The sequence below is a fragment of the Tahibacter aquaticus genome, assembly GCF_004363655.1.
GTDB classification, from domain to species: Bacteria; Pseudomonadota; Gammaproteobacteria; order Xanthomonadales; family Rhodanobacteraceae; genus Tahibacter; species Tahibacter aquaticus.
This window is the reverse complement of the sequence record NZ_SNZH01000018.1, coordinates 22,543-44,829: the sequence shown is the minus strand read 5'-3', so window position 1 is coordinate 44,829 and position 22,287 is coordinate 22,543. Positions and strand designations below refer to the sequence as shown.

22 protein-coding genes are annotated in these 22,287 nt (G+C 65.7%); 7 read left to right on the top strand and 15 right to left on the bottom strand.

All coding sequences use genetic code 11. The annotated features are described in order from the left end of the window. The first annotated feature begins 204 nt into the window (after window positions 1-204). Together DFR29_RS23715 and DFR29_RS23710 are read left to right on the top strand one after the other, a co-directional pair. Window positions 205-792: a LolA family protein gene (locus DFR29_RS23715; RefSeq protein ID WP_133821126.1), complete on the top strand. Its 588-nt coding sequence runs from the start codon at window positions 205-207 to the stop codon at window positions 790-792. A gap of 37 nt (window positions 793-829) precedes the next feature. Beyond that, a complete protein-coding gene (locus DFR29_RS23710) occupies window positions 830-1,765 on the top strand; it encodes an NUDIX hydrolase (RefSeq protein ID WP_133821125.1) in 936 nt (311 codons plus the stop codon). Window positions 1,766-1,863: 98 nt separating this feature from the next. On the opposite strand, the gene DFR29_RS23705 is transcribed toward DFR29_RS23710, so the two are convergent. Together DFR29_RS23705 and DFR29_RS29385 are read right to left on the bottom strand one after the other, a co-directional pair. Next, complete coding sequence (locus DFR29_RS23705; protein ID WP_133821124.1) at window positions 1,864-4,662, bottom strand: serine/threonine-protein kinase; 2,799 nt, start codon at window positions 4,660-4,662, stop codon at window positions 1,864-1,866. Then, window positions 4,662-5,186, bottom strand: coding sequence for an ECF-type sigma factor (locus tag DFR29_RS29385; protein ID WP_166654296.1), 525 nt, complete (start codon window positions 5,184-5,186; stop codon window positions 4,662-4,664). The genes DFR29_RS23705 and DFR29_RS29385 overlap by 1 nt, the downstream gene beginning before the upstream one ends. A 353-nt stretch (window positions 5,187-5,539) precedes the next feature. On the opposite strand from DFR29_RS29385, the gene DFR29_RS30365 reads away from it, so the two are divergent. Further along, window positions 5,540-7,639: a choice-of-anchor Q domain-containing protein gene (locus DFR29_RS30365; RefSeq protein ID WP_166654295.1), complete on the top strand. Its 2,100-nt coding sequence runs from the start codon at window positions 5,540-5,542 to the stop codon at window positions 7,637-7,639. 174 nt (window positions 7,640-7,813) lie between these two features. Here the strand turns inward: DFR29_RS30365 and DFR29_RS23690 are convergent, their stop codons facing one another. Both DFR29_RS23690 and DFR29_RS23685 read right to left on the bottom strand, forming a co-directional pair. Then, window positions 7,814-8,734 carry a hypothetical protein gene (locus DFR29_RS23690; RefSeq protein ID WP_133821121.1) on the bottom strand — a complete coding sequence of 307 codons (921 nt, stop codon included), beginning with the start codon at window positions 8,732-8,734 and terminating at the stop codon, window positions 7,814-7,816. Then, entirely contained in the window at window positions 8,734-9,051 is a 318-nt protein-coding gene (locus DFR29_RS23685; RefSeq protein ID WP_133821120.1) for a hypothetical protein, read from the bottom strand. The genes DFR29_RS23690 and DFR29_RS23685 overlap by 1 nt, the downstream gene beginning before the upstream one ends. A gap of 235 nt (window positions 9,052-9,286) precedes the next feature. Between DFR29_RS23685 and DFR29_RS23680 the strand changes: the two genes are divergently transcribed. Beyond that, a complete protein-coding gene (locus DFR29_RS23680) occupies window positions 9,287-9,691 on the top strand; it encodes a GFA family protein (RefSeq protein ID WP_133821119.1) in 405 nt (134 codons plus the stop codon). Window positions 9,692-9,716: 25 nt separating this feature from the next. On the opposite strand, the gene DFR29_RS23675 is transcribed toward DFR29_RS23680, so the two are convergent. Continuing rightward, on the bottom strand, window positions 9,717-10,931 hold the full coding sequence (locus DFR29_RS23675) for a hypothetical protein (protein WP_133821118.1): 1,215 nt from the start codon (window positions 10,929-10,931) through the stop codon (window positions 9,717-9,719). Here DFR29_RS23675 and DFR29_RS23670 point away from each other — a divergent pair. After that, window positions 10,930-11,220: a hypothetical protein gene (locus DFR29_RS23670; protein WP_133821117.1), complete on the top strand. Its 291-nt coding sequence runs from the start codon at window positions 10,930-10,932 to the stop codon at window positions 11,218-11,220. The two genes, DFR29_RS23675 and DFR29_RS23670, sit on opposite strands and share 2 nt — an antisense overlap. Window positions 11,221-11,328: 108 nt before the next feature. Here the strand turns inward: DFR29_RS23670 and DFR29_RS23665 are convergent, their stop codons facing one another. From DFR29_RS23665 to DFR29_RS23645, 6 genes are all read right to left on the bottom strand, one after another. Then, on the bottom strand, window positions 11,329-11,760 hold the full coding sequence (locus DFR29_RS23665; protein ID WP_133821116.1) for an IPTL-CTERM sorting domain-containing protein: 432 nt from the start codon (window positions 11,758-11,760) through the stop codon (window positions 11,329-11,331). An 18-nt stretch (window positions 11,761-11,778) separates the two neighbouring features. Further along, the gene (locus DFR29_RS23660) at window positions 11,779-12,738 is read right to left on the bottom strand and encodes a TolB-like translocation protein (RefSeq protein WP_133821115.1); all 960 of its coding nucleotides are present in this window, start codon (window positions 12,736-12,738) and stop codon (window positions 11,779-11,781) included. A gap of 245 nt (window positions 12,739-12,983) precedes the next feature. After that, window positions 12,984-13,790, bottom strand: a complete 807-nt coding sequence (locus tag DFR29_RS23655) for a hypothetical protein (RefSeq protein WP_133821114.1) — start codon at window positions 13,788-13,790, stop codon at window positions 12,984-12,986. Window positions 13,791-13,803: 13 nt separating this feature from the next. Beyond that, window positions 13,804-14,868 (bottom strand): Fic family protein, encoded by a 1,065-nt coding sequence (locus DFR29_RS23650; RefSeq protein ID WP_166654294.1) that lies wholly within the window; start codon window positions 14,866-14,868, stop codon window positions 13,804-13,806. Next, on the bottom strand, window positions 14,861-15,724 hold the full coding sequence (locus DFR29_RS29380; protein WP_166654293.1) for a hypothetical protein: 864 nt from the start codon (window positions 15,722-15,724) through the stop codon (window positions 14,861-14,863). The genes DFR29_RS23650 and DFR29_RS29380 overlap by 8 nt, the downstream gene beginning before the upstream one ends. 61 nt (window positions 15,725-15,785) lie before the next feature. Beyond that, on the bottom strand, window positions 15,786-16,121 hold the full coding sequence (locus DFR29_RS23645) for a hypothetical protein (protein WP_133821112.1): 336 nt from the start codon (window positions 16,119-16,121) through the stop codon (window positions 15,786-15,788). Window positions 16,122-16,333: 212 nt separating this feature from the next. Between DFR29_RS23645 and DFR29_RS23640 the strand changes: the two genes are divergently transcribed. Beyond that, window positions 16,334-16,774, top strand: coding sequence for a hypothetical protein (locus DFR29_RS23640; protein ID WP_166654292.1), 441 nt, complete (start codon window positions 16,334-16,336; stop codon window positions 16,772-16,774). A 718-nt stretch (window positions 16,775-17,492) separates the two neighbouring features. Here DFR29_RS23640 and DFR29_RS23635 read toward each other — a convergent pair. Genes DFR29_RS23635 through DFR29_RS23620 form a run of 4 tightly spaced genes read right to left on the bottom strand, consistent with a single transcriptional unit; the run spans window position 17,493 to window position 21,331 of the window. Then, entirely contained in the window at window positions 17,493-18,632 is a 1,140-nt protein-coding gene (locus DFR29_RS23635) for a sulfate/molybdate ABC transporter ATP-binding protein (protein ID WP_133821110.1), read from the bottom strand. Window position 18,633: 1 nt separating this feature from the next. After that, a complete protein-coding gene (gene cysW / locus DFR29_RS23630) occupies window positions 18,634-19,500 on the bottom strand; it encodes a sulfate ABC transporter permease subunit CysW (RefSeq protein ID WP_133821109.1) in 867 nt (288 codons plus the stop codon). Window position 19,501: 1 nt separating this feature from the next. Further along, the gene (gene cysT / locus DFR29_RS23625; protein ID WP_133821108.1) at window positions 19,502-20,320 is read right to left on the bottom strand and encodes a sulfate ABC transporter permease subunit CysT; all 819 of its coding nucleotides are present in this window, start codon (window positions 20,318-20,320) and stop codon (window positions 19,502-19,504) included. Between the two features lie 6 nt (window positions 20,321-20,326). Next, entirely contained in the window at window positions 20,327-21,331 is a 1,005-nt protein-coding gene (locus DFR29_RS23620; protein ID WP_133821107.1) for a sulfate ABC transporter substrate-binding protein, read from the bottom strand. Window positions 21,332-21,521: 190 nt separating this feature from the next. Between DFR29_RS23620 and DFR29_RS23615 the strand changes: the two genes are divergently transcribed. Next, on the top strand, window positions 21,522-22,172 hold the full coding sequence (locus DFR29_RS23615; protein ID WP_133821106.1) for an energy transducer TonB: 651 nt from the start codon (window positions 21,522-21,524) through the stop codon (window positions 22,170-22,172). Window positions 22,173-22,287: the final 115 nt, after the last annotated feature.

The following is a 22,287-nucleotide window of genomic DNA, read 5'->3' as shown; positions in this document are numbered from 1 at the left end:
CGCTAGTGGGGTATTGGAACAGGTTGGCGGCGCAGCAGATGAGACCTGCGCGCAGCGGCGTGCACTGCCGCTCGACGGCCGCCGGCCCCGGCCTGCCGCATGGCTGCGCAAGAATCACTAATGCAGATTGCGACAGCGCGAATTGTCGCGCCGGTGCAGCGAAATCCGTATTAGCATGCCGCCGCCCCTGCTCCGGAGATTCCCATGTCCTTGCCCCGGTCCCTGCTGGCGCTAGCCCTGGTCCTGTGCACCGGCCTTGCGGCGGCTTCGCCGCGGGACGAGCTGCACCAGGCCTTCAGCCGCTTCCTCGCCGCCAAGAGCTTCCGCGCCAGCGTCACCGACGTGAAGAAAGGCCAGCAGCTGTCGACCCTGGAATTCGTCGCGCCGGATCGCTACCGCATCGAGAACGGCCAGGGCCAGATGGAGCAGATCCTGATCGGCGGCGACGCCTATACCCTGATCGATGGCCGCCGCATCAAGCTGCCCATGCCGATCCAGGTCGACCGCATTGTCGGCCAATACCGCAATCAGGCCGCCCTGGACCAATTGGCCCAGGGCCTGGAAGTCACCGCCCTGGGCGCAGAGACGGTCGACGGCATCGCCACCCAGGTCTATGCGTATACGCAGACCGAGCCGGCCAGGTCCGAGGTCAAGGTCTGGGTCAACAGCGCCACTGGCCTGCCGCTGCAGCTGGAATCCAGCGGCCGCTTCCTGCGCCTGAAATCGACCACGCGAATTCGCTATTACGATTTCGACGACGCGCGGATCCGCGTACAGGCGCCGGCCGACTGAGGCGCAGCCGCCGCGTCAACTCCGCTATCCTCGCCGCATGCCCGCCCCCGCCATCCACCTCGGTCTCGATGCCGTCATCGTTGCAGTGACCGCCGAGGCGCCGCGCGTGCTGATCGTGCGTGGCGACGGTGCCGACGATGCCCTGCCCTCCGGCCCGCTCGACCTGGAAACCCATCCCACCCTGGAACGCGGCGTGCGCGACTGGGTAACCCAGCAGACCGGCCTGGCGCTGGGCTACGTCGAGCAGTTGTATACCTTTGGCGACCGCTTCCGCGATCCGCGCGAACGCGCCGGCGGCGCCCGCGTCATTTCCATGACCTATCTGGCGCTGATGCGCGAACAGGCCCTGCCCGCCGGCCTGGGCGCGCACTGGCGCGACTGCTACGCCTTCCTGCCCTGGGAAGACTGGCGCCGCGGCCGGCCCGAACTGATCGCCCGCGAACTCGCGCCGCGCCTGCATGCCTGGGCCGCCGCCGACACCCGCAAGCACGAACGCGTCGACCTCACCTTCGGCCTGGACACCGCGCCCTGGGATCCGGAACGCACCCTGGAACGCTACGAACTGCTGTGGGAAGCCGGCCTGGTTGCCGAAGCCTGCCGCGACCGCGCCGGCAGCGCCGCCTCGGTGCCTGGCAGCGGCGCCGCCATGGCGCTGGACCACCGCCGCATCCTCGCCACCGCGCTGGGCCGCGTGCGCGGCAAACTCAAATACCGGCCGGTGGTCTTCGAATTATTGCCCGCCGAATTCACCTTGCTGCAATTGCAACAAGTGGTCGAGGCACTCAGCGGCAACCGCCTGCACAAGCAGAATTTCCGCCGCCTGGTCGAAAGCGCCGGGCTGGTCGAAGGCACCGGACGCCTGGCGACGGGCACGGGCGGGCGGCCGGCGGAACTGTTCCGCTTCCGCCATGACGTCTACCGCGAGCGGCCGGACCCGGGCGTCTATTTCCCCGGGGCGTGGTGGAGCCGGTAGCAACGCGGCCGCCGCGCACATGCGCGGAATGCGCAATTCTCCACAACGGATTTCTGCACTGCCGCCAGACACGCAGCGCCGCACGCCGACGCCACGCATCAATGCCGGCGTGACGACGCAGCGGCCAGCGACTGCAGCGTTGCCAGCCGCGCCGGATCGATCTGTTCGCTGTGCCCGACCAGCGCCAGCGCCGACTGCGCCGTGGCCCGTGCGGCCGGCAGATCTCCTGACTTCGACTGCAGCTGTGCGAGTTGCGCGAGCATCTCGGCGCGACGCCGATAGCCGTCGGGCGCAAGGCGCTGCCAGAGCGCCACTGCCTGCTGAATGTCTGTCAGCGCTTCCGGATACCGGCGCAGATCGTCGAGCACCGCTGCACGCCGCACGGCTACCGCGACGGCGCTCGGCCCCTGGGTTTCGCCCAGGCGGCGCAGCATCGCCTGCGCGTCGTCGCAGGCGGCCAGGGCTGCAGCGGCATCGCCGTTGCCCAGGTGCACGCCGGCGCGCAGCTCCAGCAGTTCGGCCGTGGCGACGTTGTCGTTGCGAAACAGCTCGCGCGCCATCGCCAGGCCGCGCGCGCTGCGGGCATCGGCCTGCGCCAGGTTGCCCTGCGCCAGCGCAATACGGGCGTCTTCCGTGTCGATGTTGATACAGGTCCGCGTCGCATGCAGGCCGGGCCTGGCACACCACGGCTGTGCCTGCAGTAGGGATTGCGCTGCCGCGGCCAGATCGCGCCGGCGCCATTGCAGCTGGCCGATGCGCGTCAGCGTGTTGGCTTCGCGCATATGACCGGCGCCGTAGATCGCCCGGTACATCGCCAACGCGCGCGCCAGCACCGCATCGGCTTCGTCCAGGTGCTCCGTCTGCAGCAGCACATCGCCCAGGTTGAGCAACGCCGCGGCAATCTGCTCGTGCGGCGACGGATAGATCAGTTCGCCCGTCGCCAGGCTTTCCCGCGCGAGCTGCTCGGCCGCGCGCATTTCACCCAGCGACACGCGTGCGCCGGCCTGGTTGGACAACCCGCGCAGGAAATCCCGATCCGGCGGCCAGCCGGCATCGCGCCAGTGCTGCAGGGCCGGTTCGATCACCGCAACCGCCCGCGCTGGCTGCCCCGCGCCGGACAGCAGGGTACCGTGCTCCAGCGACGCCAGAACCGCGCCCTGCGAACCGCTGCCGTAGAAAGCAGTAGCTGCCTGGGTAGCGTCGGTGGAAACCGCCAGCGCCTGTTCCGCGCGCGCGGAATACATCAGCGCAAAGGCGTAGTTCTGCAGCGCGCGGATACTCGTCGCGTCCGTCGACGTGCGCAGCGGTGGAAGCATCGCCTCGTACGCGTCAGCAGCATCGGCGTAGCGGTTCTGCCGCAGCAGCAGCTGCGCCAGCAACAGGCGGATGCGCAGCAGCGCCGGTGCATCTGCCGCATACGCGCTGCGCCCGAGATCCAGCGCCTGTTGCAGCAGACGTTCCGCCTCGGCGAAATCGCTGGCATCCATGCTCACCTCGCCGAGCAGGCGCAGCATGTCGATGCGTGTCGCCGTGGGCAGGTCGGTTTCTTTCTGCAGCCGCGCGCTGGCGCGGTGCACCAGTTGCTCCAGCGTCAGGCGCTGTTCCGGCAATTGCCCGGGTTTCGAGGCTTCGAACAGCCCCATCAGGAAATTGCTCACCGCGGTGGCGCGCTGGCTTTCCTCGTGCGCCAGCCGTGCCTGCCACAGCGTCGTGGACATGCCGATCACAACGGCAAGCCCGCCCAGCAGTGCCGCACTCGCGCCGATCCAATGGCGCCGCACGTATTTGCGCAAGCGATACATCACCGACGGCGCGCGCGCGCTGACCGGCAGGTTCTGCAGATAGCGTTCCAGATCCTCGGCCAGCAGCGCGACCGAGCCGTAGCGCCGGTCGGGCTCTGCGGCGCAGGCCGTGCTGTAAATCGCATCGAGATCGCCGCGCAGCAGGCGCCGCAGCGCCGCGGGGGCCGGCAAGCCAGCCGACACCTCGGGCGGCGCCTCGACGCACGCGCGCGACAACACCGAAAACGACGCCGGTGCCACCGGCCGGCCGATCAGCAATTCCGCCAGCAGCACGCCCAGCGCGTAGATATCGGTCGCGGTCGTCACCGGGCCAGGCTGGTATTGCTCCGGCGCCGCATAGCCCGGCGTCAGCGACACCACTTGCGTCTGTGCACTGTTCCCGCTGCCGTCGTCGAGCAGCTGGGCGATGCCGAAATCCAGCACCTTGACCACGCCTTCGCGGCTGACCAGCACGTTCGACGGCTTCAGGTCCCTGTGCACCACCAGCGCGCGATGCGCGCTGTTCACCGCGCGGCAGACCGTGACCAGCAGGCGCAGGCGCGCCGGCAGATCAAGCGCGTTCGCCGTGGCGTAATCGGTGATCGCCAGGCCGTCGACGAATTCCATGGCGATATACGGAATACCGCCGGCACCGATGCCACCGTCGACAAGCCCGGCGATGTTCGGATGCGACAACTGGCTCAACATCCCTTGTTCGCGCCGGAAACGGCGCTGGCTGTCGGCGGAAAACAGGCCGGTACGCAGCACCTTCAATGCCACGACCTGGATGCCCTCGCCCATCGGACGCTCGGCGCGAAACACCAGCGAGGTGCCGCCCTGGCCCAGAACGCCGCTCAGCCGATACGGGCCCATCGTCGTGCCGATCAGCCCGGCGCCCTCGTCGGACTCCGGCGTGAACTCCGCCGCCAAGGCCGCGGCACCCGCCCTGAACAGCGGCACCGCGTCGTTTTCCACGCCGTCCGCGGCCAGCATCTTGCGCACCTGCTCGCGCAGCGCTGCGTCGATATCGTGCGCATCCAGCCAGGCCGCACGCTCCGACACCGGCAAGTCGACCAGCCTGTCGAAGCAGTCCCGCAGACCCAGCGGCGGCGGCATCAGACCAGGTGACTTTTCAGGAACGCCGACGCGAAGCGCCAGTCGCGATCGACGGTGCGCCGATGCACACCGAGCAGATCGGCGATCCGCTGCAGGCCCAGCCCCGCGAAGAAATGCAGATCGACCACCTGCGCCGCGCGCGTATCGAGCTTGGCCAGCTCGGTCAATGCCGCATCGAGCACAACGGCATCGTTCGGGTCGACGCTGATGGCTTCCACGTCCGGATCGGTCAGCGAAACCCGCAGGCGGCTGTCCGCGCGCTTGAGGCGCGTCTGCAGCTTGGCGCGGTCCAGCAAGATATGCCGCATGGCCTGCGCCGCGTAGGCAAAGAACTGGCGCGGTTCGCCAAAGCGCAGCCGCTCGGCATCGGCCAGCTTGAGATAGACCTCGTTGACCAGCGCCGTGGTGTGCAGCGTATCGGGCCCGCCGCTGCGCCGGCGCTCGCTGCGCGCCAGCACACGCAGCTGCTGATACAGGCGCGCGGCCAGCTCGTCGACGCCACTGCTGGAACTGTCTTCGCCCATGAACTGCCAATCGATTCGCGGTAGGAAACCAGCATACCGGCGTCCTGCGTCGCGCGCATAAAGCCGGCGACGGCGCCGCATGCCAGCACGACCGTCGCCGCCGTCCGTGCGCTCGACAAACCGTGGCACCAACCCCACTCCCGGCCGGCCCAGCGCCCTGGCAGCGCCCGCTTGCACCCCGCAGCGCCTGTGCCAGGAAAAACGCATCCCCATGGCGCAATTCCCGGCGCTGCGTCGTTCAGACCACCCACCGCGGGCATCGCGCCGACCGAAAACCCTTGCCCACCGTTCGACCGGCCGAGGTCCGCCACCAGACCCGCGCCCGACGGCACAAACCCATAAAGGAAACCTGCATGAATTTCCCGCTCCGTCCGCCGCGCCGCGGCATCTCCGATGGCGTGCCTGCCTGCAGCCTGCCGAGTGGGCATGGCGCGACAGGAACAGCCGGCCGCCGGACCCGGCATGGCCTGCCGCGCGTGGGGGCCGGCCTGGTCGCCGGTACGCTGCTTGGCCTGCTGACCGCATCGGCGGCACAGGCCGCGATCCTCGTCACCGACACCGGCGCCTCGTCGGCCAGCACCTGCACGCTGGCACAAGCCATCTACGCGGCAAACCGCGCGAACAACCCGGCCAACGCCACGCCGGCAGGCGCGACCACGATAGCCCCGCTGTCGGAATCCGCCACGACCGCCATCGGCAGCGGCACCTGTTCCGGCGCCGCGGCGGGCGCCAACACCATCCAGCTGCCGCCGGCCGCCACGATCGACCTGCACAGCGACAGCCCGGACAACTTCTGGTACGGACCCAACGCCCTGCCGCCCATCGCCAGCCCCCTCACCATCGACGGCAACGGCGCGACGCTGAACGCCGTTGTCGGCACGTCACCGCACCTGCGCTTCTTCTTCATCGGCGCCGATGCCGAAAGCAGCGCCACGCCGGGCTACAACACCCCGGGGCGCGGCGACCTGACCCTGCGCAACCTCACCCTGCACGGCGGCGTGCAGCGCGGCGGCCGCAGCACCAACGGCGGCGGCGGTGCCGGCATGGGCGGCGCCCTCTTCAACCAGGGCACGCTGACCCTGAGCGGCGTCACCCTGAGCAACAACCAGGCCTTCGGCGGCGGCACCACGATCGGCGGCGCCTCCTCCGGCGGCGGCATGGCCAGCGACGGCAGCGGTGGCGGCGGCGCCATGGGCGGTGTCGTACCCAAAGGCACCAGCGACGCAGGACTCAACGGCAACGGCGCGGGCGGGCGCGGCGGCGCCGGCGGCGGCGTGCCCAGCGGCCTGGCTGGCGCGGGCAGCCACAACAACACCGGTACCGGCGGCCCGGGCGGCAACGGCGGCGGCGGCGGTGGGGGCAGCGGAATCAACAGCGTCTACAACAACGCCGGCGGCGGCGGCGGTTTCGGCGGCGGCCCCGGCGGATTGACCGAACGCTTTGGCGCTTCCCCCAGCCCCGGCGCCGGCAGCTTCGCCAATGGCGCCATCGGCGGCAGCGGCGGCGGTGGCGGCGTGGGGAGCGGCGGCGCCGACTCAGGCCAGTCGCTGGCGGCCGGCGGCGGCGGTTTCGGCGGCGGCGGCGGCAGTGCCAATCGCGGCGGCAAAGGCGGCTTCGGCGGTGGCGCCGGTGCCGGTAGCGAGGGCACCGGTGGCTTCGGCGGCGGCGCCAGCTTTCCCCACCCCGCGGCCAACGGCGGCGGCGGCGCCGGCTTGGGCGGCGCCCTCTTCAACCACGCCGGCAACGTCACCCTGATCAACAGCACCCTCGCCAACAACACGGCGACCGGCGGCCCCTCTGGCGATGGCTCGCGGCCCGACCTCGAAGGCAACGGCGGCAGCGGCCTGGGCGGCGCCGTGTTCAATCTCAACGGCAGGCTCACCGTGCGCTTTTCCACCCTGGCCGGAAATACCGTCGTGGGCGGCACCGGCCGCCGCGGCAACGGCGCCGCGGCGGGCGGCGCGATCTACTCGCTGGCCTACAACGCAGCCGCCAGCAGCGGCAGCACAACCGCGGCACTGACCCTGCACAACAGCATCCTGTCCAACAGCACGGGCGGCGCCGACCTGGTCGTCGACCAGCCGGCCGGCGTGGCCGGCGGACTAGGCAACGCAGCGGCGGCGGCGACAACAGCGGCCGGCACCACGCTGGTCATGACCTCGACCGCGGCGAACGGCGCCCCCGCCTTGCCGGTATTCCCCATCGCTGCCGACCCGCTGCTCGGCCTGTTGAACGACAACGGCGGCCCCAGCGCCACGATGGCACTGAGCCCGGGCAGCCCAGCCATCGACGCCGGCGCGGCGTGTGCCGGACCGCTGCCGCTGGTCGACCAGCGCGGCTTTGGGCGCGTGGCCGGCAGCGCGCCCGACCTCGGCGCCTACGAATTCGACGCGGTGGCGTTCGACAGCGTTTTTGCCGACGGCTTCGACGCGGCGCCCGCCGGCTGTCCCTGATGCCGACACGGATCGGGCAGGCCGAAACATGCCGGGAAAACCCGGGCGATCGGCAGCATCGCCCGGGCTCCGCCGGCCGCTACGCGAGCTGGCGAACGTCGCGCCCCCGACCGACCCGAACACGATTCCCCCTGACAAAGCCCCCATGGCCGCGCCGCACCGCAGGCAGTCCTGTCAGCGCAGGGTCAGCAGATAGATGCCGATCGTTCCCGTGCTCTGCGTCGTACTGCCGAAATTGCATATCCGCACCTGCACGGTATCGGCACTGACCACCCGCAGCGGCTGTATCAGCATGTTCGCCGGTAGGCTGACCGACGACTGCAGATTGAACAGCAGCATGTCGTTCACCTCGGCGCCGGAGATAGCCAGGTTGTAGTCGTTGCAATCGTTCGCCGCCACCGTGGCGGCGATCGCGCCATTGCTGTAGCCGCCGGCGAATTTGCCGCGGGTGACGCTGTCATTGGCGATGGCCGCCGTGACCACCGCGCCGTTGGCGATCTTCTCTGCCGTGACCGCGTCGCTGGCCAGCTCGGTAGTGCCGACGGAGCCGGTGAAAATCTTCGATGCCGTCACCGAATCCGCCGCCAGTTTGGAATTGCTCACGGCACCGGTGGCGATCGCGGAATTGCCGACGGCCCCCGCCGCCAGGGTAGGATTCGGATAAGTACCCGCCAGCACACCGCCCGCCGCACCGCCGATGCTGCCGCTCAGCGTGAACTGCGATACCGGCGCCGTCGCCACCGCCTGGCGCGGCAACAGCGGCGTGCCCTCCACGCTGACCTGCAGATACAACTGCGTACCGGTAAACGCGCCCGGGAAACTCAGCGACACATCGAAAATGCCGTCGACGACGGGGAAATCCGCTTCGGTCACCGTCGTGCCGACCTGGCTGCCGCCGGTCGGCTGGTCGTACAGCGCAAATGCGAGATCGAAGCTGCCGTTGGCCGGCGCGCCACTTTGCTGCAGCCGCCCCTGGTAAGTGAAATCCGGCAATTGTGGAGAAGGCTGCGCGATAGCCGGGCCGATGCAGGCCAGGCAAAGCAGCAAGGCAGCGGCGCGATACCACGCGGTGCGGAAAGAAGGACGGGTATTCATCAATTGCACTCCTCGAAATCGCCGGAGAAGACACTGTCGCGGCGCTGGCTGCCCGGGCCGGCCCAGTAGCCCGCGCGCAGCGTGAATGCGCCGCCGCTGGCCGCGCCAAGCGCAGGCTGGCCCACGCTGCCTTCCAGCACGCGGCAACCTCCCGGTGAACGGCTGGTGCCGCCACCGGCGGCGATGAGATGACTGGTGACCTGTTGCGCCAGCGCCGTACCGCATAACGCCGTGCCGGCGAGCAGAAACAGCCCGAGGCAAGGCAGCAGGGCGCGCAGTGGGGGGAACGGCGGCCGATCTGTCGATGCGGTGCGCATGGAACAACCTCCCGATACCGATACGGTGTCATCGAGGCAAACGCACGACGGAGACCGAACGAACAGCACGTTGCGCGTACTGTGACCGGTGCCACACGAGTCCGCTATTCGCGCCAACGGCACGTCGGCTGGCGCAGCGGGCAGAGGGCACGAATCGGGTACGCCATCGCCAGACCGGCGATCACGCGTGCACGGCGCGCGCCGCTACACTGCACAGAATTCTCGCGAGGCTGGCATGCCTACCCGAACCGCCCACTGCTGCTGCGGCCAGCTGTCCATCACCGTACACGGCGAACCGCTGGGCACCGGCGTATGCCATTGCCTGGCCTGCCAGCGCCGCACCGGCAGCGTGTTCGCCGCGCTGGCAGCGTTTGCCGCGCCGTTCGCGGTCAGCGGCCATGCAACCGAATACCTGCGCACCGGCGAGCAAGGCGCGCAGTTCCGCTTCCGTTTCTGCCCGCGGTGCGGATCGACCGTATTTCATACCGAAGAAGGCGTGGGCGGCCGCGTCTCCGTCGCGGTCGGCGCCTTCGGCGATGCGGCGTTTCCGCCGCCGCAGCATTCCGTCTACGAGATTCGCCGCCATGCCTGGGTACAGCTGCCCGACGCGATCGTGCGGCATACGCGCGATCCGGCGTGACAAAAAATGAACCGGCCCGCTGCGTTCACGGCACCGCCGGCGGCACGATCTCGACCTTGACGTCATAGTCGTAGTCGGTACGCGTGACGCTGGTGGCGGGCCCGATCTTCAGGCTGTCGATACGCTGCAGCGGCAGCTTGCGCGCCACATCCAGCACCAGGGTCGTCTCGCTCTGGCCCGACAGCTGCAGCACTTTCACCGCACGGCCGTCGCGCGTTTCATGGCGTACAGCAGTGATGGTGGCATCGCCGATGGGCGAGACCATCGGCATCGGCGCGCCCTCGTCGGGCAGGGCAGTCCAGTGCGTGCCGTCCGCACGGGTCCAGACCTTCGCCCCACTGCGCAGAAAAACCACCGAGGCAGCACCGCTCTCCAGCGTGGTGCGGGTGTGCGTGGCGTCGGCGTATTCCGTGATCGTGCGGGTCACCGCGTCGCCCGCCTGCCCGCTCGACACCTGCGCAGTCTGGATGGAACGGTAGTTCTTCGTACCCTGCAGACGCGACCAGGCCTGCTCGAACTCCTGCACCAGCGCCTTGCGCTCGGCGGCGCTGACGCCGTCACCCGCCTTGCTGTTCTGCGCATCGGCCTGGCTATGCGCCGCCATGCCGGCATAGTCGGCCGCCAAGGCCACATCGGCCTGTTCGAACTTCCCGCGATTTCGGCCCTCGGCCCCCGGCTGCCACAAATAGGCGGAGGAATAGCTCGGCACGTCGTCGAACGTCAGCAGGGCGTCGGTGGTACGCGCGGCAAACGCTGCGTTCTCCACCGTGCAGGTGACCGGCCCCTGTTCGCCCATATGGTGGCAGGTGAGGCTGTTCTTGCCCTTGGGCAAGGTGAGCACGCCGGCGATGGGCAGCGTGGCCAGGTCTCTGCCGGAAATCTGGTAGCGATGACAGGGCGCACCGTCCGCGTGGCCGAACATCACCCCCATCATCCAGCGCTTGCCGGCCTTGTCGACGATGACCTTGGCGACATCCTGCAAGCCGTCGCCATCGAAATCACCCGTGGCCCGCCAGGGCGTGTCGCCCTGGGTGTACTTGCGCCAGGCCGCCCAGCCACTGCTGCCGTAATCGGCCGCCGTGGCATCGCGCCAGAGTTCCGCTTCGGTAGTCAGCGAGGTACAGGCGTCCTTGTCGCGATTGGCCAGCAGCTTGCCGAGCTGCTCCGCACCTGACGGTTCGGCAGCCAGCAGCGGACAGGAAAACAGGGCCAGCAGGGGGAGCAGGCGGGCGATCTTCATGGTCATTCCTTTGGGTGGCGCCGGGATCGTAAGCGATGGGTCCGGCGCTGCGCACCCTGCGCCGATGGCCGGGGCAATGACCGTTCCGCGCCGGGTGCAGCCACCGCTGGCTGACGAAATCGCGGCAAGGCTGTCGCAATCGAGACGCTTTCTTGAGACGCCGCTGAAAGCCGCGGAAGCCTGGCAAGGCTTCGGCGCAATCGGGCACGGCAGCCGCGTCCGCCACCGAAGGGGACGAAACCTTATAAAGCGTGGCGAGCTTTATAAGGTTTCTTGGGAAAGCTTATGAAGCAGCGACTACCCGATACGGTTTTGGCGTTGTTCGTTCCCGACACCGAAAATCTGCGCGCCGCAGCGGCAGGGCGAACCGGCCTCGCTTTCCGGGTCAGGGGGGGCGCTAAGCCAGCGCCATTCGAGCCTGGGCGCGCTTTCGCCGGTCGCGCCTGAATCCCATCCAGGCGCCCAGTGCAACACCGGCAGCCAGCAACGCCACCGCAACGCGTGAAAGCCCGGGAACGGGCGTCGGCGCCGTCGGCTGGATACCGCGCAGTTCTACCGTGTAGACCAACGCCCGATTGAACACGGCGGGATCCGACGGGTCGGACGTGTACCAGGTAAACGCCAGCACGCTGCCATCCGCCGACAGGTCCATCATGGGCGCCTGGAATGGTGCCATCCGCCCCAGGCTGGCCGTCACGTTGATAACGTCGCCGGTCACCATGTCCTTGACGTAGATCGCCGGATCAACGCTGGGCGTCGCCAGCATACGCGTTGCCACAGTGTAATAAGCAACAATTCGCCCATTGCTGCTCATCGCCGCGAAGAACACCGAACCATCGGTCGGGGTTCAGTCCTGCCGGCGGCTGACGAGTTCGACCTTTCCCGATGCGACGTCCTGCACATAGACGTCGCTGAAACCGGGGTTGTCGTCCGCGGTGAATTCGTCGTTGAAGCCAGCGACAAACATCAACCGCTGGGCATTCTGGGACAGTTTCAAACTATCGAAAAACGTACCCAAGCCGGCGGCAGCGCTGAACTCCCCCCCGCTCCACGGAAAGGTCAGCCGGCGAGTGTTCTGCAGCAGGCGATCACGCAGGAACAGCTGCCGATATCCCTGCGGATTATCGCTCGTCAGGTCGGCGGCAATGCTGCTCATCACGACGAAACGACCGTCCGGGGACAGCTGGCCACCGGCAGAGAACTGGCTGATCCCGCCGTCGGGACGTGCAGTAATCCTTTCAACGGCGCCGCTCTGCCAGTTTCGCAAGAACAGTGACCGTGAGCCCCCTCCACTCGCATCGCCCAGATAATCGCCATCGCTGGAAAAAAGCACTTCGTGCCGCTCGGGCAGCGCATCCTGCATATTGGCACCCCTCGTTCCGGGATTTCCCTGACCGTTGGCCGCGCGCCCCAGCAGCTCCGTCTGCGGCGGATCGAAGGTACGCAGGAACACGTTCTCCTGCTCATGATCGGCCGGCTGTGGCGGCAAAACCCCGACGTCCGGATGAAAAACGCCTTCGCCAGCGAACACCACGAAACGGCCATCGGCCGAGGGATACCCCTCGGCACTGTGATTGCGCTGTTCCTGATTGTTCGCGTTCAGGCTCACACGACGGATTTGCTGGGTACTGCGGTCCAGCAAAAACGTGTCATAGCGATCATTGTCATCGCCAACAACGATGTCGCCCGACCAACAGGCAAAGGCCAGAAATCGGCCATTCGAGGAGAAGAGTGGCCGAAAGCAAGGTCCACCGGCCGCGCCCCCTTGCACATTCTTGCTGACAAGCTGCGAAAGCGAAGCCGTCAAAGCCCAGCAGGGCAGCGCAGTGGCCGCAAGAAGAAGACCCGAAAGCCAAAACGCATTGCGGGTCTTGGGGGTGTCGAAAAGAGGATATCGCTGCGAGCATGATAATTTGCCGCCATGGAAGCGAGCGGCTGGCGCTAGATCAGTGAAATTTTGACACGCCTCGATTGTCGCCGGCAGTTGGATAGTCGCCGTCCCTCACGTCAATCGCCAGCAGCCACTTACGCCGCTGCCGGCGATGCTACCGTCTAGAAGCTGCTGTATTGAGCACCGCAGTTACGTGCGTCAAACACACGATACCAGCTAGAGCATGCCTGGTACTGACGTGAGTAGATCAACGCGCGATTGTACGAATTCACTGTCAGCATATCCGTTAGAAGGTTTCGATTGAGCTCAACTGCGAATGGTCCAAGTTGGTAACCCAATTTGATACCAAACCAGTCCGCAAGAGTCCGGTCGAAACCTGCATTGGAGACCCTCGATTCAGTAAGTTCTACAGCAGCGAAACAGGCTTCGCGCGGGTTGTACAGTGACTCCCAGGTCAGAGGATCGCGAGTCGGGACGTTGTTACATGCCGCACGGAAACTGTCTACGTACTGTGATTCGCAAGTGTCTGGATCCGTGCTCGGGTTCTGGTAGCAGTTTACGAGTGTAAAATTATTTGAGCTATAAATCGGCCCGAGAAGATATGTGGCCGACGTCGACGGCGCTAGTTGAAAGTTGTAGGCAATAAATGAAGGCAGGGGAGGCATTTCGGGCGGGCTCAAGAGTCCACTAGCAACTGCACGATTACAGTCTTGTGGCCTGCCTTGCGCCGCGAGTACGTCACACACGTCATTTGCATACGGATTGTTGGACCAACCTTCGTCCGGCGTTACATCATTGTTCCATTCTTCATAGCGGTTTGATGTGCCGAGATAAATAGGTTCACGGTCCCACACGTTGGCCTGGACAACAATCCATCCCATCTCGTGCGGACTGGCTTGCGCGGTGAACGCAACGAGTGTCGCTGCACCAGCCAAAAGCCCGGCAATCGATCGCTTCAATACAAACATCTACACTCTCTCCCTAGAATTGCGCTATTAGAAAACCCGCAGTTTCGCCTACGAATTGTTGCGCCCCTGAATTAATCCATTTGAACTTTTTGTCGTTGAGAAGGACTGGCTGGAAAAGCTGCTCGGCCGTCCGGCGAATGTGAGAGGAACTGCCTTGCCTCAACCTGGAAAACTGCCGATCACTTAGTACGGCGCTAGCAATCAGCAATGCATCTGCTGAACTGCGTATGTCGCTGCGCCCAACCCCCCATCGCAGCTGGTAGCGCTGTGCGGCGTCATCGACAGAATGGAGCAGGCGCGATGACGCATAAACACAGCGAGCGAAGTGATCCCACAACGCAACTGCATCGCCCCGCAGCGCTAAGGGCAGAGTGAAATTCCATAACTTTTGCCGCCCTTGCAAAAAAACGGCTATTGCGCGACACAGCGCGCCAGTACGACAGGCCGTCCTATCGTGAGATGCAGCCACAGCGCGCATTAGCCGCCCGTTGCCGTCAACGAACGGATGGATAAGCGAAATTTCAAATGCGGCATATAGCCGGTGAGTCAGCGGTAGCGTCGACTGTCCGTGCCGTAACGCTGCCGTTAGTTCGCGCAGCAACACGGGCACATCGCTTGCGGCGGGTGATAGCACCTGTGCAGCTCCGACGGAAAACATCAACTCGCCTTGCCGTCGCGCTTTGCTAACTTCGGGCCCGCCAGTCGCCTCGATCATGGCGGCATGTATTCGATTGATCGCCTTGCCGAAAAGCCAATTGCTTGTTCTGATAGGGCGATATGCACGATTCAACGCACAAGCCAGTCCAAATACAGGAGTGACATTCGGTGCAGGCGAATCCGGCGTTGTCAGAGTCGCCGGTGTATCGATACGGGTTTGCCAAAGCTTTGACGAAAGTGCAAACGGCGCTAGGTAGTAGTGAAAGGGCGCGTGAAAAATGGGATGGACTTTGACTATCGACTTCTCTGCCACGCTTTCGATATCTTTCGCGCGCCGATCATCGAACAGTTTTCGGATGTTCCCTACGGCGATTCGGCGACGACCGGTCGATGCCGAGGTCAGTCGCACAAAGTCAGCCACCGCGTTCCTCGCGCGCAATTTCGGCGGCCGTTTGATCACGCATCTTGACCGCAAACTCGATCTTGCTGGCCGAGCCGTTCCCCTTGCTAGCAATGTCAAAGTATTTGTATGCAACTTTGAGATTGGCGAGGCCTCGTTGTTTGAAGAAGTAACGAGCAAGTTCAATTGCGGCTTCGGTGTCCCTTGCTTGAGCCAGGGCATCTAGGCCCGTCGTTAGCGTTTCTTGCCAGGCGATTTTTTTGGCCTCGTAGTCCGGATCCTGAGTTTCGGGCGGGAAAGCGGTAAGACTAAGCAAAGCTTGTCTGTCTCCGCCCTTGGCGGCAAGCAGCATCCAGTGGCCGGCTGCATCAAGTTCGCCTTTCGTCAACTGCGGGCATTGAACACTGATCACCGAAAATTTTTCTTTGAGCCAGATGTTGGCGACGGGATCCGCTGGAAGAATGGTGGTGACATTCTTCTGTTTAATCTCCTCGGCTTGGCGAAGGCCGGTTGTGCACTCGTTCATGAGTGCGGCAAGCTTGTAGGCAACTGCGGCATCACCGCTTTCTGCGGCCTTGACGAGACTATCGTGTATCTCGCGCAACTGGCGGCCATTCAGTCCCTCCGGAATAGCTTGGAATACCGGCGGCCGGTACGCGTTCGGTGGTAGCTTTTCGTCGACAATCGCCGGTGTATTCGGCAAGTGATGTGGCGAAGCCCCCAGGCGGCCCCCTTGTGCCGACGCAGAAGGCGGTGCCATTGAAGAAAGAGTCCCCTGCTCGACGCCCCTGATGTTGTCCTTGCGCGAGCTGACGAGAAAGTAGGTGCTCGTGGCCAGTACTGCTAGTACCAAGCAGATCAATATTAAGCGACGCATTCTTTTCCTTTGAAGGGCATGAACCCACCAACATAGTAACCATCCACAGATGGATATCACATCAATACGCGCAAGTTTGGTAAATGCTGACATGTGTGTCGACGGCCTGTTTGGAGTGCGCGTCTTTCAGGTCCAGGCCAATCGCCTTGACTTCGATGAGTGCTTGCAGCACGCCGTCGATACAAGTGGCCAAGTCGCAATAGGTGCCGCGAATTGCATATTCCGATGTGACTTCGGTGTATTTGTCGTAGCCGAATACGTCGGCCAGCATGTCTTTCACGATGGTGACGATATCGGCTTCGCCGACATCCCGCTTGCGGGCGTCGCCGAGAATAGGCTGGTAGCGTTTGATCGTGGCGACCAGCCGCTCGGCAACGCGCTTCGGAATATTTGCCATGGTTTTCCCCATTGATCGTGCTTCGGTACGAATGGCCAGCGACGCCCCGGACAGTCCGGCCCGGCAAACGACACGCCAACTCAACGGGTTGGCCAGGTGCGCCCCGTTCGCTGGCCGGGCACACGTCATTTCCTGCGTTCAAGCGGTCATGTCGCACGGCATCCTCTCAGGCCATCGGCGGGCCGCCGCGGGCGATGGCCTCGGGGGACTTGTTGACGACGCCTGCAAGGCCTGAAAAGCTTCGTCGGAAGCTGCAGGTAGCGGCGCCACTGTTGTTAAAGCACATGGGCCAATATGTTCGCCACATCGAAACTTATGGTCACAATGGCCGGATTGGCGTGCTGGTCGAATTTCGCCTGGAAACCGAGTTTTCGGCGAAAGCTTTGCCATTCACACAGCTTGCGAAGGATGTGGCCCTGCATATCGCGGCTGTGCAGCCAGTATCGTTGGCGGATTTGCTTCAGCAGCCTTTCGTCAAAGATTCGGCAAGAACTATAGGTCAGCTTTTAGCAGCATTATCCACAATGCAGCGGGAAAGGATCGATATCGCGCGATTCATGCGTTGGGATACTGAGGTGCCTGATCACGCGCTTTCCGAGCCGCCAAAGGCGCCGGCGAATGCCATGCGGTTTGGCGGTTGCGAGAAGTCGTAGCCGTTGGCTCGCATCGCGCTTTTTGCCTGATTGAGATTTCTGGGCAGTGCATGGGCTGCAATGCAGACACCGCGGATCTGCACGCCCGAATGCACGCTGCCCCCCGCGTGACGGGCGCGCGGCATCGACCACACCTGCCTTGGCGGACCGGTTTAGCCAAGTGCGGTTGTGGACTTCCGTACTACGCAGGAATGCCGCGTCCCCTGTCAGGCGCAGCTTGGCGTGTCTGCCTATCGCGCTGGGCAACTTCACATAGGGCAGCGTAGGCGCGGCTCTGCTCCTTGGGGGGACCCGGGGCAGCGCGGTACTCGTCGTTGGGTCTCGCGGACCCTGCGTAGGAACCCACCGACCCTGCGTTGGGTCCCGGCGACCCTGCGTAGGGACTCGCCGACCCTGCGTTGGGTCCTGGCGTCCCTGCATAGGGACTCGCCGACCCTGCGTTGGGTCCCGGCGACCCTGCATAGGGACTCGCCGACCATGCGTTGGGTCCCGGCGTCCCTGCGTAGGGTCCTGGCGTCCCTGCATAGGGTCCTGGCGTCCCTGCTTAGGGCCCTGACGTCCCTGTGTTGGGTCTCGCCGACGCTGTGCTGGGTGCCGGCGACTCTGCGTAGGGTCTCGCCGATCCTGCGGTGACTAAAAACCCGTCAACGCAGGATCGAAATCAGGCCGTTGCGAACGGCGAGTGGCTGGCGGCCGGCCGCCCGGTGGCGATGCGATTTCAGCGCCAGCGCGCCAGCGCTGCCTGGCCGTAGCGGGGATGCACTACCCGGCGCCGCGCCAGGTCGGGCTCGCCGCTTTTGCCGTCGAGGGGGAATACGGTCAGGTGCCGCGGCTGCACGGTTACGTGCATGCCGGACTGCAGCGAGCGGCGCTGCGCCTCTTCGCCGCCGAGTTCGGCTTCCAGGGTCTGGCCCAGGCCGGGCACTTCCAGTTCCAGATGCGCCACGCTGCCGGAAAGGTATACATGGCGCAATGTCGCTTTCCAGCCGTTTTCCAGTGGCGTGGTGCTCAGGGCCAGGTGTTCGGGGCGCACGTAGGCGACGGCGCTGCCGTCGGCCAGGCCTTCCAGCGCGTCGGCCTCGAAGCGCTGGTCGCCGGCCTGCAGGCGGCCGCCGTGGATGCGTACGGGCACTTTGTTGGATTTGCCGATGAATTCGAACACGAAGGGCGTGGCTGGCTGCTGGTAGATCTCGTCGGGGGTGCCGACCTGTTCGATGCGGCCGCGGTTCATCACGACAACGCGGTCGGCCAGTTCCAGCGCTTCTTCCTGGTCGTGGGTGACGAATACCGTAGTCAGGCCCATTTCTTCGTGCAGGTGGCGCAGCCAGCGCCGCAGGGCGACGCGCACTTGCGCATCGAGCGCGCCGAAGGGTTCGTCGAGCAGCAGCAGTTCGGGTTCGATGGCCAGGGCGCGGGCCAGGGCAACGCGCTGGCGCTGGCCGCCGGACAGTTGCGAGGGATAGCGCTGGGCCATGCCGTCGAGCTGCACGCGCTTGAGCAGTTTGTCGACGCGGTCGGCGATTTCGGCTTTGCTCGGCCGGCGCGCGCGCTTGCGCACGCGCAGGCCGAAGGCGACGTTTTCGAACACGGTCATGTGGCGGAACAGGGCGTAGTGCTGGAACACCAGGCCGACGCCGCGATCGCGCGCGCTGACGCGCAGCAGGTCGCGGCCGTCCTGGTCGAGCGCGCCTGCATCGGGGAAGTCCAGCCCGGCCAGGATGCGCAGCAAGGTGGTCTTGCCCGAGCCGGACGGGCCGAGCAAGGCGATGAATTCGCCGGGCGCGATGCTCAGGCTGACGTCGTCGAGGGCACGGAAGTCGGCGAAGCGGCGCGACAGTCGGTTGATGGCAAGGGTCATGTCAGTGTCCGCGGCCCGCACGGGCGGCAAGTTCGGTGCCGTAGCGCCATTCCAGGAAGGTCTTCAGCCCCAGGGTGACCAGGGCCAGGAACGCCAGCAGCGAGGCAACCGCGAAGGCGCCGGCGTAGTTGTAGTCGTTGTAGAGAATTTCCACATGCAGCGGCAGCGTGTTGGTGAGGCCGCGGATATGGCCGGACACCACGGAAACCGCGCCGAACTCGCCCATCGCGCGCGCATTGCACAGCAGTACGCCGTACAGCAGCGCCCAGCGGATATTCGGCAGGGTGACGCGGAAGAAGATCTGCCAGCCGCTGGCGCCGAGTACGCGCGCGGCTTCTTCTTCGTCGCTGCCCTGGGATTGCATCAGCGGTATCAGCTCGCGCGCGACGAACGGCAGGGTGACGAAGATGGTCGCCAGCACCAGGCCGGGCACGGCGAAGATCAGCTTGATGTCGTGTTCCTGCAGCCAGGGGCCGAACCAGCCCTGCGCGCCGAACAGCAGCACGTAGATCAGGCCCGAGACCACGGGCGACACGGAGAACGGCAGGTCGATGATGGCGCCGAGCACGGCCTTGCCGCGGAAGTCGAAGCGCGTCATGGCCCAGGCCGCGGCCACGCCGAACACGGTGTTGAGCGGCACGGCGATGGCGGCGACGAGCAGGGTCAGCTTGATCGCGGCGATCGCTTCCGGGTGCACGACGGCGGCGACGTAGGTGCCCAGGCCCTTGCGCAGGGCTTCGACGAACACGGCAGCCAGCGGCAACAGCAGGAAGACGGCCAGGAAGGCCAGCGCGGCAAGGATCAGCAGCGCATGCACCAGGCGGCGCGCGGTGAAACGGGAACGCTGCAGCGGCAGGGCGGCTTCCATCTCAGCGCTCCGCCCAGCGCCGGCTCCAGCGCTGCAGCAGGCTGATGGCCAGCAGCAGCAGGAACGACAGCGCCAGCATCACGATGCCGACCGCGGCGGCATCGGCATATTTGAATTGTTCCAATTGTTTCACGATGACCAGGGGCAGGATTTCGGATTTCATCGGGATATTGCCGGCAATGAAGATGACCGAGCCGTATTCGCCGACGGCGCGCGCCAGGGCCAGGGCGAAACCGGTCAGCAGCGCCGGCAGCAGCAACGGGAACAGCACGCGGGTGAAGGTCTGCCAGCGGCTGGCGCCGAGGCTGGTGGCGGCTTCCTCGATATCGCGGTCGAGCGATTCCAGGACCGGCTGCAAGGTGCGCACGACGAAGGGAAAGCCGACGAACACCATCGCAATCAGCACGCCCAGCGGGGTGAAGGCGACCTTGATGCCCAGCGGCGCCAGCAGGGCGCCGATCCAGCCTTTCGGTGCGTACAGCGCCGTCAGCGCGATGCCGGCGACGGCGGTGGGCAGGGCGAACGGCAGGTCGACCAGGGCATCGAAGAAACGCCGGCCCGGGAACGAATAGCGCACCAGCACCCAGGCCACCAGCAAACCAGCGATCGCGTTGATCACCGCCGACAAGACGGCCGCGCCGAAGGACAGCTTCAGCGCGGCCAGCACCGCCGGCGTCGTGACCATGGTCCAGAGCCCGCCGAAGCCGATGCCCGAGGCCTTCAGCGCGAGTGCCGCCAGCGGCAGCAGGACGATCAGGCCCAGCCAGGTCAGCACGAAGCCCAGGCTGAGGCCGAATCCGGGTAGTACGCGGCGCGCCATGAAGTCCTACTTGCCGACGTTGAGCTGGTCGAACACGCCGCCGTCGGCGAAATGGGTGGCCTGGGCTTTCTTCCAGCCGCCGAATTCCGCGTCGATGGTGAAGGTGTTCACTTTGGGAAACACGGAGGCGTACTTGGCCGCGGCCTTTTCGTCGTAGGGGCGGTAGTAGTGCTTGCCGGCGATGTCCTGCGCGGCCGGGGTGTAGAGGAATTTCAGGTAGGCCTCGGCCACTGCACGGGTGCCGTGCTTGTCGGCGACTTTGTCGACCAGCGCGATGGGCGGTTCGGCCAGGATGGAGATGGACGGCGCGACGATCTCGAATTCGTCCTTGCCCAGTTCCTGCCGCGCGAGCAGCGCTTCGTTTTCCCAGGCCAGCAGCACATCGCCGATGCCACGCTGCACGAAGGTGGTGGTGGAGCCGCGCGCGCCGGTATCCAGCACCGGCACGTTCTTGAACAGCGCGGCGACGAATTCCTTGGCCTTGGCGTCGTTGCCGCCGGGCTGGCGCAGGGCATAGCCCCAGGCGGCGAGGTAGTTCCAGCGCGCGCCGCCGGAGGTCTTCGGGTTCGGCGTGATCACCTCGACGCCGGGCTTGATCAGGTCGTTCCAGTCCTTGATGCCCTTGGGGTTGCCCTTGCGCACGAGGAAGACGATGGTCGAGGTGTACGGCGTGGAGTTGTGCGGCAGGCGCTTCTGCCAATCGGCGGCGACCAGGCCTTTCTCGGCGATGGCATCGATGTCGTAGGCCAGGGCCAGGGTGACCACATCGGCTTCCAGGCCGTCGATGACGGAACGCGCCTGCTTGCCCGAGCCGCCGTGCGAAGCGTTGACGGTGACGCTGTCGCCCTTGTCCTTTTTGTACTGTTCGGCGAAGGCGGCATTGATGTCTTTGTACAGTTCCCGCGTGGGGTCGTAGGAGACGTTGAGCAGGGAGACGTCGGCCGCCTGGGCGCCGATGGCACCCAGCCACAGCAGCGAACCCAGCAGAGTTTGGCGCAAGGACATCGACATGGCAGTGGCACCGATCGGTTAGTAGAGGCTGGTGGCGAGACTAATCCGCCCCCGGTTAAGCCGGAATTGACGCGCCGTTATCACCTTATGCCATGTGCCCTGTTGCAAAACTGCGCAGGTGCTAACCCCGGCGCGGAAATGGCGGCGTTGCAGCCCTTCGACGGCAGCCCGCCGACTCAGGGGAAACACCATGGCAAGCATGACCTTGGACCCGCGCTTCCAGTGGAAGCGCAGCTCGGCCATCAGCGTGACGCTGGCGCTGCACGCGCTGGCCCTGCTGGCCATATTGGCGCCACCGGCCTTCGTGCCGCTGGAAAAGCCCGCCGCAACCCCCGTCCTCACCGTTTCGGTGAAGAAAGAAGAACCGCCGCCGCCTCCGCCGCCGCCGGAACTCAAGATCGAGGACAAACCCAAGCCGCAGGTCCGCCCGCAAGCGGTCAAGCTGCCGCCACAGCCTGAGAAAGTGGTCCCGCTAATCACTGAGCAGATCACGCCCATGTCCACCCCGGCAGATAACGTCACCGTGGCGCCGGGACCAGTCGAGGTGGCCGTGGCGGAGACCAAGCCCAGTGCGCTCAGCTACTCGTCAACCCGTCCCGTGGTCTATCCGCGTGAATCAACCAGGGACAAGGAACAAGGCACCGTGATGTTGCGCGTGCTCGTCGGCGTCGACGGCGTGCCGCAGGAGATCGAGATCGAGAGATCCTCCGGGTTCGTGAGACTGGACCGTGCCGCCAAGGCCGCTGTCATGAAATGGCGCTTCGAACCTGGCACACGCAATGGCCAGCCCATCGCCGCCTACGGCCTGGTGCCGATTGCGTTCAAGCTGACCGAGCTTTGAGCCCATCCTTGAACAGGCCGAGGGCAGCCGGCGCCGGGGAGCGCCGGCTGCCCGGTATCCCGCAAACGGACAGACGGAGCCGTTCTGCCCGCTTGTCTGGCTGTCGCCGTAGCTG